Annotated in this window: 13 protein-coding genes; 8 read left to right on the top strand and 5 right to left on the bottom strand. The window is 41.9% G+C overall.

Annotated features, from left to right (window positions below; translation table 11 throughout):
• The first annotated feature begins 256 nt into the window (after positions 1 to 256).
• The 4 genes from ACXQIQ_RS01375 to ACXQIQ_RS01390 are packed head-to-tail and all read left to right on the top strand — an operon-like array spanning position 257 to position 4,056.
• Entirely contained in the window at positions 257 to 655 is a 399-nt protein-coding gene (locus ACXQIQ_RS01375) for a GntR family transcriptional regulator (protein WP_458025719.1), read from the top strand.
• Positions 639 to 1,538, top strand: coding sequence for an ABC transporter ATP-binding protein (locus tag ACXQIQ_RS01380; RefSeq protein WP_439300510.1), 900 nt, complete (start codon positions 639 to 641; stop codon positions 1,536 to 1,538). Before ACXQIQ_RS01375 ends, ACXQIQ_RS01380 begins: the two co-directional genes overlap by 17 nt.
• Positions 1,513 to 3,507, top strand: coding sequence for a DUF6449 domain-containing protein (locus ACXQIQ_RS01385; RefSeq protein WP_439300509.1), 1,995 nt, complete (start codon positions 1,513 to 1,515; stop codon positions 3,505 to 3,507). The genes ACXQIQ_RS01380 and ACXQIQ_RS01385 overlap by 26 nt, the downstream gene beginning before the upstream one ends.
• Before the next feature lie 15 nt (positions 3,508 to 3,522).
• The gene (locus ACXQIQ_RS01390) at positions 3,523 to 4,056 is read left to right on the top strand and encodes an RNA polymerase sigma factor (protein WP_439300508.1); all 534 of its coding nucleotides are present in this window, start codon (positions 3,523 to 3,525) and stop codon (positions 4,054 to 4,056) included.
• A gap of 123 nt (positions 4,057 to 4,179) precedes the next feature.
• Here ACXQIQ_RS01390 and ACXQIQ_RS01395 read toward each other — a convergent pair whose 3' ends face one another.
• Positions 4,180 to 4,659 (bottom strand): MFS transporter, encoded by a 480-nt coding sequence (locus ACXQIQ_RS01395; protein WP_439301960.1) that lies wholly within the window; start codon positions 4,657 to 4,659, stop codon positions 4,180 to 4,182.
• 62 nt (positions 4,660 to 4,721) lie between these two features.
• Positions 4,722 to 5,393, bottom strand: a complete 672-nt coding sequence (locus tag ACXQIQ_RS01400) for an MFS transporter (protein WP_439300507.1) — start codon at positions 5,391 to 5,393, stop codon at positions 4,722 to 4,724.
• Positions 5,394 to 5,643: 250 nt separating this feature from the next.
• Between ACXQIQ_RS01400 and ACXQIQ_RS01405 the strand changes: the two genes are divergently transcribed.
• Genes ACXQIQ_RS01405 through ACXQIQ_RS01415 form a run of 3 tightly spaced genes read left to right on the top strand, consistent with a single transcriptional unit; the run spans position 5,644 to position 8,124 of the window.
• The gene (locus ACXQIQ_RS01405) at positions 5,644 to 6,306 is read left to right on the top strand and encodes a TVP38/TMEM64 family protein (RefSeq protein WP_439300506.1); all 663 of its coding nucleotides are present in this window, start codon (positions 5,644 to 5,646) and stop codon (positions 6,304 to 6,306) included.
• A gap of 53 nt (positions 6,307 to 6,359) precedes the next feature.
• The gene (locus ACXQIQ_RS01410; protein ID WP_439300505.1) at positions 6,360 to 7,022 is read left to right on the top strand and encodes a haloacid dehalogenase type II; all 663 of its coding nucleotides are present in this window, start codon (positions 6,360 to 6,362) and stop codon (positions 7,020 to 7,022) included.
• 13 nt (positions 7,023 to 7,035) lie between these two features.
• Positions 7,036 to 8,124, top strand: a complete 1,089-nt coding sequence (locus ACXQIQ_RS01415) for an FAD-dependent oxidoreductase (protein ID WP_439300504.1) — start codon at positions 7,036 to 7,038, stop codon at positions 8,122 to 8,124.
• Positions 8,125 to 8,565: 441 nt separating this feature from the next.
• Here ACXQIQ_RS01415 and ACXQIQ_RS01420 read toward each other — a convergent pair whose 3' ends face one another.
• Positions 8,566 to 11,712 (bottom strand): efflux RND transporter permease subunit, encoded by a 3,147-nt coding sequence (locus tag ACXQIQ_RS01420; RefSeq protein WP_439300503.1) that lies wholly within the window; start codon positions 11,710 to 11,712, stop codon positions 8,566 to 8,568.
• Positions 11,713 to 11,879: 167 nt separating this feature from the next.
• Here ACXQIQ_RS01420 and ACXQIQ_RS01425 point away from each other — a divergent pair, with 167 nt between their 5' ends.
• Entirely contained in the window at positions 11,880 to 12,422 is a 543-nt protein-coding gene (locus ACXQIQ_RS01425) for a PadR family transcriptional regulator (RefSeq protein ID WP_439300502.1), read from the top strand.
• Between the two features lie 4 nt (positions 12,423 to 12,426).
• Here ACXQIQ_RS01425 and ACXQIQ_RS01430 read toward each other — a convergent pair whose 3' ends face one another.
• A complete protein-coding gene (locus ACXQIQ_RS01430; RefSeq protein ID WP_439300501.1) occupies positions 12,427 to 13,521 on the bottom strand; it encodes a GerAB/ArcD/ProY family transporter in 1,095 nt (364 codons plus the stop codon).
• 251 nt (positions 13,522 to 13,772) lie between these two features.
• On the bottom strand, positions 13,773 to 14,981 hold the full coding sequence (locus tag ACXQIQ_RS01435) for a Ger(x)C family spore germination protein (RefSeq protein ID WP_439301959.1): 1,209 nt from the start codon (positions 14,979 to 14,981) through the stop codon (positions 13,773 to 13,775).
• Positions 14,982 to 14,987: the final 6 nt, after the last annotated feature.

Consider the following 14,987-nt stretch of genomic DNA (forward strand, 5'->3'; position numbering starts at 1 on the left):
AAGGGTAGAGCGTTTATTCTGCCCCAAATGAGCGATCCTCCGGATTTCGGGAAGGGTAGAGCGTTTATCCTGCCCCAAATGAGCGATCCTCCGGTTTTCGGGAAGGATAGCGTCCCCCTACCTTACCTACATGAGCAAAAATTTTTTCCAAATATATCTTCCCAAATTGAATTTACTGGTATATAATCAAAACTGTATTAATAATCATAATACAGTTAGTACGGATAATACAGTTGGTACAGATGGGAGGGAGTACATGTTTAATCTTGATGTCAGAAGCAGAAAGCCAATCTATGAACAGTTAGTCGAACGGTTCAAAGAGTTGATTATCAGTGAAGTGATGAAGAAAGATGAGAAACTCCCCTCTGTCAGAACGTTGGCTCAGCAATTGACGATCAATCCGAACACGATCCAAAAGGCGTACCGAGAGCTCGAAACCCAGGGCTATATTTATTCAATAAAAGGAAAAGGGAGCTTCGTGAGTGAAACGACCGACGTCGTCAACACAGAAAAGCTCCAAAAAGTTGAAAAAGATCTGAGCAAACTCATTTTAGAAGCCTTATATCTAGGGATGACAGTCCCACAATTACAAGCACTAGTCGAAGAAACAGAAAAATCAATAGGGGGAGGGGAACAAGATGATCGTAGTGAATAAAATTTCAAAAGAATTAGATGATACGGAAGCTCTTTCAGATGTTTCCTTTACGGTCAAAAAAGGATCCATTTATGGACTGCTCGGCTCGAACGGCGCTGGGAAAACGACGTTGTTGCGAATCATTGCAGGTGTCTTGAAAGAAAGCAAAGGGAACATCACCATCGACAATCTACCGGTTTTCGAAAATACTCAAGTGAAGGAACGGATGATTTTCATCCCGGATACATTGTATTTCTTTTCGCAATACACGGTCCGTCAGATGGCGAATTTTTACCGAAGTATGTATCCCAGTTGGAATGAAGAACGTTTCCAGCAGTTAAGTGAAGTCTTCGATATTGATGTAAAGAAGAAAATCCAAAAGTTCTCAAAAGGCATGCAGCGCCAGGTCGCGTTCTGGATTAGTCTTTCGGCAATGCCAGACATCCTGATCCTTGACGAACCGATTGACGGACTCGATCCAGTCATGCGGAAAAAGGTGAAGAACTTGATCCTTCAGGATGTGGCAGAACGTGAAATGACGGTCTTGATCTCATCCCATAACTTGAGGGAGATTGAGGACATTTGCGACCATATCGGCATCTTACATAAAGGGGAACTTTTACTGGAAAAAGAACTGGACGACTTGAAGTCAGATGTCCATAAAGTCCAAGTGGCCTTTAAAGAGGGCATTCCAGAAGGATTGTTCGAAGATGTAAGAGTCCTTTATAAGGAAGAACGAGGAAGTGTACTGCTCTGTATCGTGCAGGGGCGAGCGGAGGAAGTTGAAAAGCAGATCGAACAATACAATCCAGTCATCTTCGACTTGTTGCCACTTACATTAGAAGAAATATTCATCTACGAAATGGGGGATGTGGGTTATGCAATCCAAAGCGTCCTGGATTAATAAAGAGATCCTTATACAAAGTTTTCGAAGTGTTGGATGGGTGAGCATCATCTATCTAGTCGGTCTTTTGCTGACGATTCCGTTACAGATCTTGATGGATTGGAGCTATCGAAAAGACGAACTTGAACAAAACATGCAAGTAGAAGCTACTAACTTGAACTACTATGACAATGTGTTCCAAATCGGAATTGGTATTCAATTAATCATGCTTGTCGCTATACCGGTCTTGCTCGGAATCTTTTTATATCGTTTCCTACAAGTGAAGCAAGCATCTGATTTTATGCACAGCTTACCTTTAAAAAGAACCAATTTGTACACGCAATATTTTCTGATAGGCGCTCTATTCTTAGTGATTCCGTTGTTCGTGACTGCAGTTGTTTTGGTCATTATTCATGGAGCATTAGACTTAGAACAATATTACGCTTTAAAAGATGTCGCTAGTTGGTTTGGAATCTCTATTGTCTATTTACTACTTATGTTCTCTGGGACTGTCATGATTGGAACGATTTCCGGTTTATCAGCGGTTCAGGGTGTGCTCACGTTCATCATGTTTTTATTCCCAGCAGGAATCTTAAGTCTGATCTATTTAAATGCTAAATACTATTTCTACGGTTATGATGCAGAATGGTATTTTAATAACGAACTTGAAAATTATTCACCAATTACAACAATACCCGTGTTACATGATGGATCTTTCAGTTCAGTTCAAATGTGGACTTACATCGTGCTGACAATCGTATTTTTCACGATAGGTTTACTATGCTATCAATATCGTAAACTTGAAAGTGTTTCACAACCACTTGTTTTCAAATCATTAAAGCCAATTTTCAAATATGGCGTAACCTTCTGTTTCATGTTACTAGGAGGTATTTACTTCGCAGAGCTTCAATATCACGGAAGCTTTCCTTGGTTAATTGTTGGATACGTAATTGGATCATTCATCGGATATCTTGTAGCAGAAATGGTGCTTCATAAAACGTGGCGCGTGTTCACCCACTTGAAAGGGTATGCGTTGTATGTAGTAGCCGCTGGTATTTTAGTAGCGGCACTTCAATTCGATGTTACTGGTTATGAGAGAAGAGTTCCTGAAATGGAAGATGTGAAAAGCGCATATATCGGTGAGGTGACTTACGGATACATGCAGGATAATTTTGATCAACCTGATTTTGGTGGTGGGTCAATATTAACGACTCCAGAAAATATAGAGGAAATTCGTGAATTGCATAAAAGATTGATTGAACAAAAGGGTGAGTCCCAGAGATACAGTAATTACAATCACATTTATCTGGCATACGAGCTGGAAAATGGTAAGGAAATCACAAGGCATTATAAGGTTCAAATGAACGATGATATGACCAAAGCGTTAAAACCAATTTATGAATCAGATGAATTCAAATTAAAAACAAACCGTATTTTGAGTGTCAATCCAGAAGATGTCATTCAAATTCGAATCATGCCAGACCATCCGGTTAGTATCAATGCGCAACTGAAAGATCCGAAGGTTGTAATAAAAGCAATAGAAGCTTTGCAAAAGGATACGCTTAACACGCCTTATGAAGGTTGGACCAACTGGCACGATCATGAAGCTGATATTGCAATCCATCTAGATAATGGAGATGACTTCCATATGAATCTAACGTCAAACTACACATCCTTTAAAGAGGTATTGAGGGAAGCTGGCGTACTAGAGGATATTCAAGTTGGTTCAGAAGACGTGAATTATGCAGTTGTCATACAGGCAGAAGGGATGAACAACCTGCATCGTTTAAGTGCTGAAGAAATCATTGACCTTGAAAATTCAATAATGGTGAAGGATGCTGAGAAAATCGATAAGATCTTGGACTCTAGTAAATCTTACAACCCTGGCAGTCCTTATGTCGTCATGTACATGTATTCTAATTGGGAAGTTGACTTTGGTACGCTTGAGGATAACAATCTTCCTGACTTCGTCAAGGAACATTTTGAATAAGGTGAGGTGATGGGAATGGCTGCAGAAATGAATGCGCCGGAATTAGATTTCGGTCTTTTATATGAAACCTTTGCGGATAAGATCTTCAAGATTGCAATGATGATAACGAAGGACGCCTACCTGGCTGAAGATATCGTCCAGGAGACGTTCATCAAGGCTTTTAACAAAATCGACTCTATTTTGGACTTAGAAAAGGTCGGTGCCTGGCTGTCCACAATCGCCTCACGAACCGCAATCGATCTGATCCGGAAAGAAAAACGATCGGGAACGATCTTAGTGGATGACATTATTTTTAACGAGAGCACGAAAGCGATCAATGATGTGGAGCAAGAAATCGAGTATCTTTGGATGAAGCGGGAAATCACTCAGGAAGTGCTTCAACTGAAACCTGCACTCCGAACAGCTTTCCTTCTGAAATATAAGGAAGACATGAAGGAAGAAGATATTGCGACTCATCTCCAATTGCCACTCGGTACGGTGAAGTCAAGGCTTTACCGCGCAAGACAGCAGATTCGAACGGAACTCAATCAACAATTGACAGCTTCATAGCAATACAAAAAGGACACTTGAGATGCAGGGGATGCCACATCAAAAGTGTCCTTTCTAATAATAACTTTTAAGGGGGTTGTGTTAATAAGTTTCGGGTTTACAGGATTACATGTGGGGGTGCTGTTAAAAAAATTCTTCAGCACGTTGATGTGTTTTCTTAGGAAAGCGTAAAGTGAAGGCCAGGAACGGGATGAACGTGATCATACTGATTAAAGTAAGCCCTGTTCTGATAGTTAATGAATCAAGCATCCATCCAACTAGAAACGCTCCAATTCCACCACCTGCAACTGCTATCAAACTCCAGCCAGCAAAAACTCTACCTAAGTACTCATCCGCAACACGTTCTTGAATGACGATCTGCAGTAAAGTTACGGTTGCGGTCAGTACGCCACCGAAAAGGAAGGAAAACACAGCAATGGTCACCGGATGCAACCACTGCGCCACCAGGACCAGCAGAATGCAAAGTGTGAACCCGCTTATTTTTACAAGATGGGTGGGAGGAATACGGTTGTGCACTTTGGGTATAAAAAGAGATCCTGTTATGCCTCCTGTAGCGAAAATCGCCAAAAGCATTCCAAGCGAATGTAGACCGTCACTATTCATGCGATTGCTGAAATCCAAAACCAAGACATCAAAAATTTTCCCAGTCCACGCAACAGGAAAGATCAGCAGGAGTAATGAACGGACGCCCTGGTACGGAAAATGAATTGGAACCCTTCTAACAAAAGTGGTCTTCCGGGAACATTTTGTTGACGTTCAGAGTCCTTGAAATCTACTTGGAGTAAAAAGAAAAAACTGATAAGAAAAGTGATAGCGTCTAATACAAACAACAGCTGTAGAGATTCGTTCGTGTTGAAATAAAGTATACCGGCGAGGAGAGGTCCTGCAATGACCGCAATTTGACTGAGCAGGGCGCTGACAGATCCGGAAATTTTTAAAGGTGTAGGATCAGAAATACTTTTGAATGACGCTTTAGCAGCGGGATCATAAACACGCTGGACCGCTTGAGTTGAAAACGCTAGTAAAGGAAGTAGCCAGACTTGATTTCCGTGGTCAACGAAAATGAAGCAGAACGTTAACAACCCCAGTATCACGTCTGTCGTAAGCATCAACCTTTTCCGTGGGAAGCGATCTGCAAGCACACCTCCAAAGGGGATGAGAAGGATACTTGCAATCCCGCGAACCAACCACAAGACTCCCACCGCAGTAAGGGTTTCGGTAAAATGATAAGCAGCCACAGATTGGGCGAAAAAAGAAAAATGATTGCCGAGTGAAGAAATGAATCGACCGGTAAAGTACCGTCTTAAGTTGTTGTTTGTCCAAATCTCATTAAACATCCATCACCCTCCTAAATTGAGTAACCTTAATATTAGAAGGAAATTTGTGTAAAAGACAGTCTGTAATTGCTCAGGATATTGGAGTATACTTAAGATAGAAGGACATACGTCGAACACACCGCCTGACCACATTGGTTTGGCGGTTCTTTGTCTAGCTGGAACGTTAACGTTTAGTCAGGTCAGCGGAAAGGGAAAGATAACCTTTAGAGTCTATCGTTCGATCAATGAATTCCGAAAACGAGGGAAAATTATGGACAAACGTAAATTGGCTAAGAAGATTGCGATCATTTTAACCATTATTGGTGTTTTCATTTGGTTGAACCGAACATTCTTCGATATTCCACCTGAAGAGATTCGCAATTGGGTAATGTCATTCGGATGGATTGCGCCTGGTATTTACCTACTCATTTTTGCATTCAGACCATTTGTTTTATTTCCTTCTTCTCTCTTGGGAGTCGTTGGAGGATTAGCGTTTGGGTTTTGGTTTGGATTCTTACTCACAACAATTGGGACAACAATCGGAGCGGTTCTATCTTTTCTAGCAGTGCGTCAATTAGGTTTTTCTTTTGGAAAAATCCCATCCTCTGAGAAGTACGATGGACTTCGGAAGCAGATTGAAGACAAGGGCTTCATTATCTTGATGATTTTACGATTGATTCCGTTTTTGCATTTTGAATTGGTGACCTATTTAAGTGCCGTTTCCAACATCAGGTTCAGAGATTACTTCTTTGCTACATTGGCAGGTGTGATACCAGGAGCGGCAATTTACACAGGGATTGGAAGCAGTTCCTATTCCGGTGGAAGTGAAATACTCATCTTTTCCATCGTGAGCTTGATCATCCTGACATCGATCCCGATTTTGTTTCGGAAAAAACTCTTTACGATGCTTGCAATCCGAGCGGACCAAGAATAGGGAAACGAGCGGACCAAAAATAGGGAAATAGGAAGGAGCGTTTTTGAACAATCATGGCAGATTTTCGTGTGAAAGCAATTGTATTTGATGTATACGGTACGTTATTTGACGTACATTCCGTCATTGAAGAGTGTGAGCGGCAATTCCCTGAAAAAGGGGAGACCATCAGCCAAATTTGGCGGAAAAAGCAATTGGAGTACTCCTTTTTACGTGGATTGATGGGTAACTACCGTCCTTTCTGGGAGATTACACAGGACGCATTACGTTATGCTTGTATAACTGAGGATGTAGAATTAACGCCTGAAAAAGAGGAAAAACTGCTGAATGCTTACAAGCAATTGCAGCCTTACGATGAAGTGAAGGAAGTCCTTACCCAATTGGAAGGCTATCAGCTGGCGGTTTTCTCCAACGGTTCAGAAGAAATGCTCCATCCGTTAATTAAATATCATGATTTTCAAGGCTATTTCGATGCATTGATTTCCGTAAATGGGATCAAACAGTTCAAACCGCATCCATCGTCTTACTTGTATGCGCTAGAACAGCTTGGCGTCGAGCGTGAAGAGGTGTTGTTCTTATCGTCCAATACATGGGACATCGCCGGTGCGAAGACGTTCGGTTTCCAGGTTGCATGGGTGAACCGTTCGGGTGGTATAATGGACGAACTAGGGGTCACACCGGATTATGTAATAAGAGACCTCACTGAGCTATTCGAATAGGAGATCACGTTGTATGTCAGAGAAATTGTTGTTAATCGGAGGTGGCCATGCCCACCTTTCTTTATTGAAAAAATTAAAAGATCATCAGCTTCCAGATTGTGAAGTGACTTTATTGAATCCAACTTCATCGTATTATTATTCCGGTATGTTTTCAGGATATGTGGAGGGCATCTACTCGTTAGACCAGTTGGAAATCGACCTGGCTGAATTGAGTGAGAAGGCAGGCGTCCAATTCGTTGAAGGAACGGCAATGAGTGTTGATGCAAAACAGAAAATGGTGCTCACCGAAAAAGGCGACATCCTGTCTTTTGATGTGCTCTCCTTTGACATCGGAACAAGACGAAAAGGTATTGAGGACCTGCCTCAGTCTGATGCCATTTATCATTTGAACAGAAAAGAACAGATCCAGGAGCTCGGAACGGATGAAAGTCGACGAGGAGAGGTCGTCATCATCGGCGGTGGGGCAGCTGGAATCGAACTTGGCTTCTCAATCCAATCATGGAAAAAGAAACATGGTGATGAGGGACGAGTGAGCCTTATCAGTTCTTCAGCCATTTATGGAGAATCTGAAGATGATCGTTGTAAAAAGCAGTTGAAACAGAAGCTTCTAGATGCTGGAGTGCACCTTCTGGAAAATGAGAGGGTAGAAGAAGTCAGGGAGCATGAAGTGGTTGTCGGGGGAGAATCTGTCCGATATGATTCGTTGCTCTGGATGACAGGTTCTGAAGCCCCTAAATTATATAAAAGCTCCAAGTTGCCGACTGATGATGAGGGTTATCTTCTCGTAGAGGACACATTGCAGGTGAAGGAATTTCCATTCATCTTCGGCTCTGGTAATGGCGTTACTGTCCGGCAGTACCCAGAAATTCCGAGGAACGGTGTCATGGCGGTACGACAAGGGGAAGTGCTGTGGGACAACTTGAAAGGCTTTTTGGGTTCTGGTGAGGGCTACCATTTTAAACCGCAAAAGCGGTATTTAACGATTTTATCGACCGGTGAACGGCACGGCTACCTACGCTACGGTTCGTTATGTACATCCGGCAAACTCGCCTGGAAACTGAAGAACAAAATCGATCAGAAGTTCATGTCAACGTTCAAATAATGAAGGAGGAGTGCCGTGATGGCACTCCTTTCATCTTGAAAAGAGTCTATTCACCCCGACGGAGCGGAAAATTAATTGAGATGGTAATGAATAGGGGCTATTCATCCATACGAAGTGGAAAGCTGATTGTGATGGTAACGAATAGCGTTTATTCGTCCCTAAGATGCGGAAAATTGCTTGAGATGGTAATGAATAGGGGCTATTCATCCCTAAGATGCGGAAAATTGCTTGAGATGGTAATGAATAGGGGCTATTCATCCCTAAGGAGCGGGAAAATGACTGAGATGGTAACGAATAGCGCTTATTCGTCCCTAAGATGCGGAAAATTGCTTGTGATGGTAACGAATAGAGCCTATTCGTCCCTATCAAACTAAAAAACAGCACATAAAGGTAACGAAAAAGGCTGATCTCCGCTACAAAAGCGGGATCAGCCTTCTTTTATTATGCATCTACTGCTTGTTTTCGTTCTTTTCGTGCTTGTTTGAAGAAGAACAGTTCATAGATGACTGGGACGATGATCAATGTCAGGAAGGTGGAAGTGGTTAATCCACCGATGACGACAATAGCGAGTCCTTTAGAGATCAACGTACCGGATGAAGTTGTAAACGCCAATGGTAACAAGGCTGCAATCGTGGCGAAAGCAGTCATCAAGATTGGGCGCAAGCGCGTTTTACCTGCTTCCAATAAAGCCTCACGAATCGACATTCCTTTTTCAAATCGGTTCTGTCCGATGCGGTCTACGAGTACGATCGCGTTCGTCGTTACGATACCGATCAGCATCAGGACACCGATCATGGCACTGATGGAGAGTGGTTCACCCGTCAACCATAAGCCACCAATGGATCCAATCGGTACGAAAATCAGTGAAGACAGGATGATGAACGGAATACGTGCTTTTCCGAATGTGATAAGCATCGTCAGATAAACGAGTCCGATGGCTACTAGCATTGCAAGACCTAGCTGTTGGAACGTTTCTACCGTCTCATCACTTCCACCACCGCCCTCAAGGGAAACGCCGTCTGGTAATTCTAAATCAGATTTCACACCACTGACCACTTCGTTTGAAACGGTTTGGATGTTTTGACCTAGAATCTGTGCAGATACACGAGCAAAGACTTTTTCATCAAGCTTTTGGATGGAAGCGACATCTTCAATCTGTTTCACTTCAGCAAGTTCAGAGAGTGGAACGGGACCTTTGCTTGTGAATATCTGCAGTTCTTCAAGCTCCTCAAGTGAGGTCACATCTTCATCATACTGGAGCGTTACAGATGAATCTTCTTCACCAATCGGAAGTTCTCCGACACTCACAGGTTTCGTCTGTTCGCTGATGATGCCTAGAATCATGAATCCAGATACGCCATATTCAGACGCGATTTCAGGATCGATTTCAACCTTCCATTGAGGTTGTTTTTCAGAGAAGTTGTTGCTTACATAATCCAGATCATCGTTCTCTTTCATATAAGCTTCAACCTTGGCTGCTGCTTTTTGGAGCTTATCAAGGTCATTGCTGTATAGATCGATGTTCACGGCATTATTAGTCGGTGGTCCTCCAGACTGAAGTTCTTGAACGCTGACCACAGCATCTTCGCTTTCAGAGGTGACGATCTCTTTCATTCCGTCTTCCAGCATATCAATAACGCCACTCACATCTGCAGACTCAGTCAGGTTGATGAAGTAGTTGGCGACATTTTCACGCTTAAGTCCAGTCTGGAAGTCTCTGCTTCCGACAGCTGCGGTGACATCCTTTATGCCGTCTTGGTCTTCAAAATATTCCTCGACTTGTAACGAAACTTCATTCGTGTTTTCGAGTGTAGTGGAAGCTGGCATCTCAACGGATGCAATCAATGTCTTCTGCTTTTCGTTCGGTAAGAATACGAATCCGAGTTGAGAGGTCATGAAGAACGAACCTCCAAGCAGCAAGAAGGACAGGATGATGACAACCGCTTTGTGATTCAAGGATTTCTTGATCAGGCTGACATACACTTTTTGAAGCCAGGTCACTTTCTCTTCATGCTTTACATTTTTGAACGACACTTTTGCAAGGATCGGAACAATCGTAACCGCTACGATAAGGGATGCGAGTAGAGCAAATACGATCGTCAATGCGAAAGGTAAGAAGAATTCTCCTGTCACGCCTCCGACAAATCCTAATGGTAAAAAGACGACAACCGTAGTCAACGTAGAAGAGACGATTGCTTTCAAGATTTCTTTCGTCGAGCTTAAGATGAGCTCGTTGCGATCTTCCGTTCCATCACTTTTGCGCATTCGCCTGAATATGTTTTCGATGACGACGATACTGTCATCGACGACTCGACCGACTGCAACCGCCATACCACCGAGCGTCATGATGTTCAATGTGATGTCCATCTGGTCTAAGAAGATGGCCCCGATCAACAAGGATAGTGGTATGGAAATGATGGCGATGATCGTTGCACGGATATTTCGCAAGAACAACAATACTGCAAGGGATGCGAATAAAGCACCGTACAACCCTTCCTTCACAAGCTTTTCAACGGACTGCTTGATACCAGAAGCTTGGTCGAAGCCGATCGCATAATCCACTCTGTCGTCGTACTTTTCGAGTGTCGTGATGATTTTTTCTGATACTTCAACAGTGTTTGCGCCTTGTTTTTTCGTAATGGCAGCAGATAAGGCTTCCTGCATGTTGTAACGTGTGATTTCATCGCTTTCTGCCGTCTCTTCGACTTCAGCAACATCCCCTAACGTTACAGGTTCTGGTGCCTGAGTCGGTGCAGTTCCGGCAGGAGGTCCTGCTTCGTTTCCACCACTCGGTGGCCCTGCATTACCCTCACCGGAAGGAGGACCTTCCTGTTGAGCGGGTTGCCCTGTAGCTCCAGAACTCAATTGGAGAGCTTTCAGTTCATTGATCGTTTCGATTTTTTCTTCGACACGGACAGGGACGGAGATCGTCTCCTGTTCAATGGAACCAGCAGGGAAGGACATGTAATGCTGATTAATTGTTTCTTTGATTTGATTCAAGTTCAAGCCATTTTGTCTGGCTTTTTCTTTATCGACCGTGATGACGATGGATTCGTCTTCCAATCCACCTACGGAAATGTTGTTCACTCCAGAAATTTTATTGATTTCTGGAATCAGTTCATTTTCAACGAACGCTTTGAAATTTTCACCTTCACCGGAAGGGAAGAGTGAAATGTTGTAAATCGGAAATGTACCGAATGAAAAACGGTTGATTTCAGGTTTTGCATTCTCCGGTAGATCCGCGTCTTCAATCAAACTTTCGATTTCACGTTCTACGTCATCCAAGTTTGTGGAGAATGGAAACTCCAGATTGATGACGGAAAAGCTTTCAAAGGATTGACTTTGCAGTTTTTTGACATCGTTCAATCCTTTCAATTGTTCTTCTAATTTGTCGGTGACTTTCTCATTTACGTCCTGGGTGGAAGCCCCTGGATAGACGACTTGCACAGACATTTGTGGGAATTCAATGTCAGGAAGTAGATCGACTTTCAAATTACTGAATGAAAAAAGTCCGCCAATCACTAATAAAATACCGATGATAACAACAGCAATCGGATTCTTCAGACTGAATTTAGTTAAGAAACTCAAGATTTCGCCCCCTCGTATTATGTAAAAATAAATTCAGGTGTATATGTGAATTTACACATATACACCCTAAGTATAAAGCATTAGTGAAGTGGTGCAACTATTTTGTATCTGTTTGTTTGTAAATTTTGTGATAAGATGTATTCAGTTGAGAAGAAAGAAGGATAAAAATGGCTTTACGATACGCAATACTCGGGTTATTAACCAAGAAACCATCGACGGGTTACGAACTGAATCAGCAATTTAAGGAAACGATGATCCATTTCTGGTCAGCGCATCACACACAAATTTATCGTGAATTGATCAAGCTGGAAGAAGAGGAGTGGGTGAGTTCTGTCATCTATCCACAAGAGGATTCACCGGATAAAAAGGTCTATTCAATTGAAGACAAAGGAAGAGAAGAATTATTGAAGTGGTTGTTGAACTATAAAGTCGAGCCACCCAAATTGAAAGACCAACAGTTGTTGAGAGTCTCCTTGTTCCATCTGATTGATCCGGATGATGCGATACGATTTTTAGAACAGAGTAAAGAGCATCATAGAATCGGTGTTCATCATATGAACGTCTGGCAACAGACACAATATCCAACAGATGAAGACAAGAAAGCTGCGCTCGGAGAATATTTCACCTCCGAATTTGGTAAAAGGTATATGAAAAGCTGGATTGAATGGTGTGATTGGGCGATAGAAGTGTTAAAAGAGTTGAAAGAGTAGATAATCAAGATTGTCCCTTTCCTTTAAAGGATCCTATGATTAAGAGCAGTAAAGGGAATATCAAACCAAACAACAATGCATAAGCGAGCCACGTTTTCGTGGCAAAGTCGATGAAATAGGCGCTGTTTGGATAGGCAATCAGTGAGTAGATATATAAGATGAATGACATCGGAATGACCAACAAGCGATAATCTTTCAAATTGAACAATTTCTTGAGCATGATGAGTGAAGCATGGAATGAGAGAACCAGTTTAAAGAACAGGGTGATTCCCCATAATGCAGCAACCGTGACTTCTATCCGCTCTAAGAAGTCTGCTATGCTGATTTTCTTTGCCCACACATAGGTAGGGTATACTTTCAGTTTTGTCAGTTCCACTCCGAGAACGAGGATGGTAAATAAGGTCGTAACGATTAGTATAGACGAACCTAATGTGACACCTAATAAAAAGCTTTTTCTCGTTTTCTCCGGATGATTGATGGACGTATAAAATGTGGTCAAAATGACCAATTCAAGGAAGGGAACTCCAACCATAGATAGTGAGCCCCCAAAAATCGTCTTCAAACCTTCCCCTGCAATCGGTTGTATGTTCGTCAGATTGATTTGTGGAGACGTAAGGCCGACTAGTATGATGAACATCAGTACGACAAAGGGAAAAGTGATTTCCGCTACTCGGCTATATGTTTCTAAGCCCAATTTCACTGCATAAATGACCGGAATCAGAAACATGATATGGATCGCTTCAAGTGGTGTCTCCAACATGATTTTCGTTTTCATGAAATCGCCGAAATTTCTTAATACGAGTGCAGCAAGCGTGAAGCAAAAGAAAAAATAGAACACGATGATGATACGCCCCAAAAATTTACCTAAAACAAGTTCAGCGATGCTCGGTAAATTCATTCCAGGATACCGTTTAGGAAATGAGGAATAAAGATAAGCCAAGCCCAATCCTATGATGGAGGCGACAATTGCGGAGATCCAACCATCTTGACTGGCCGTAATAACCAGACTTGATGGAATGATGATGATTGAACTTCCCACAGTGAATAACAAGACGAGAAGTACAAACTGACGGGAACTAATACTCTCCTCTTTTCCCATAAACGTTCCTCCTTACTTAAATAGATTGAGAATACTCGTACTGATTGGTTCGAAAAGATAACTTACTAAATTTAATGGATTGGGGATTTTCACATCAAATCCATAAAGAGTTAGAAGTATGCTTGCAAATGCTAGCAGGACAAAATAAATGATACTTGGATAGAATTGCTGTTCCTTGATTAAGGGTGGTAATTCTACAGTTACAAAAAGTATCGCTAACAATAACATTCCTACAGTGAACCCCATCTACTTCATCCTCCAATCTCTGGAGATTCTGAAATCGATCCTGTATTATGAATTGCTGAATCTACTTTGACCTCAACCTCGATGTTTGGGAATAAACTATCCCACTCTTTCTCTACTCGTTTCCAAACTTTAGGATGACTACGATGAAGAGCGTTTCCAAAGCCATATATATCAGATTGATAAGTGTCTTGCGCTTTTTTAATGGCTTCTCGAATGTCCTTTTCAATGGTTTCATTCATGTTGTTTTCAAATTTCTTCATATAATCTGGATCATTGAATGGCTGTGGTAAAACACATTCCGAATCCATAATATTTCCGTTTATCTCCACAGAAACATCACCTTGAATTTTTTTGTTTTTTTGTTCTGTGTTGATTGAAGCGTTTGTATTGATCACTTCAACACCAACGAGTCCATCTCCCTCGACACATGGAACATTAATCAATGTGCTTTGGATATTGCCTTGAGAGAAGTTATAGGCAATACTTTCTTTCTCTTCCATCCAAGCAATAAGCTTATCCTTTTTGAACACACCTAAAGGACTATACATGAGATAGGTTTTAGGACTGATATATTTATATTTTGATTCCGTTTGCCCCTCTTCTTCATCCCCCTCAATGAAGACTCCTGTTACAACGAGGTTTTTCCCTGTGCTTACCAGTTCGGTAATGAAAGTGTCCAACGATACTTCCGTCGTTGAACCATATGATGTGCTGGATGTAACCAGTGATTTGAACAACTTGTTTCCAGGAATTTCATCCATGGTTGTCAAGATTGAGAGAATGTCATTGGCTTTACCATTTTTTGCAATTAAGATGAAAAAGTCAGAACGATATTCATGGTCCCTTAGCATAACGTCCATGATTTTTGAAACTCCTTCTTTTGCAAGGTCTTCTCCGATGATAAGTACCCGAACGTGCGAAAAGTACATTTTTGTTTCAGCTTTTTTCGTCATTTTTCTCCATGCTTCAAAAAGTGTATCTCCCTTTTCATCTAGGGTCGTTACTACTGTCCGTTTTGCAGAGCGTTCTTTTGCTACCTCACTCGGATTAATGATTTGTGTTGTAAAAACATATTGCCCATCCACTTTGTCAATTCCAAGACCAGTCGTTATGGAGAGTTCGTTCAATTCACGGCTGTTCCAGCAGCCTGAGAGGAGGGGAGTAATGAATACGAGAATTACAATAAAAGTTTTAAAAGATCTCATTTCTATCATCACTCC

The sequence above is a fragment of the Pseudalkalibacillus sp. Hm43 genome, from assembly GCF_054170705.1.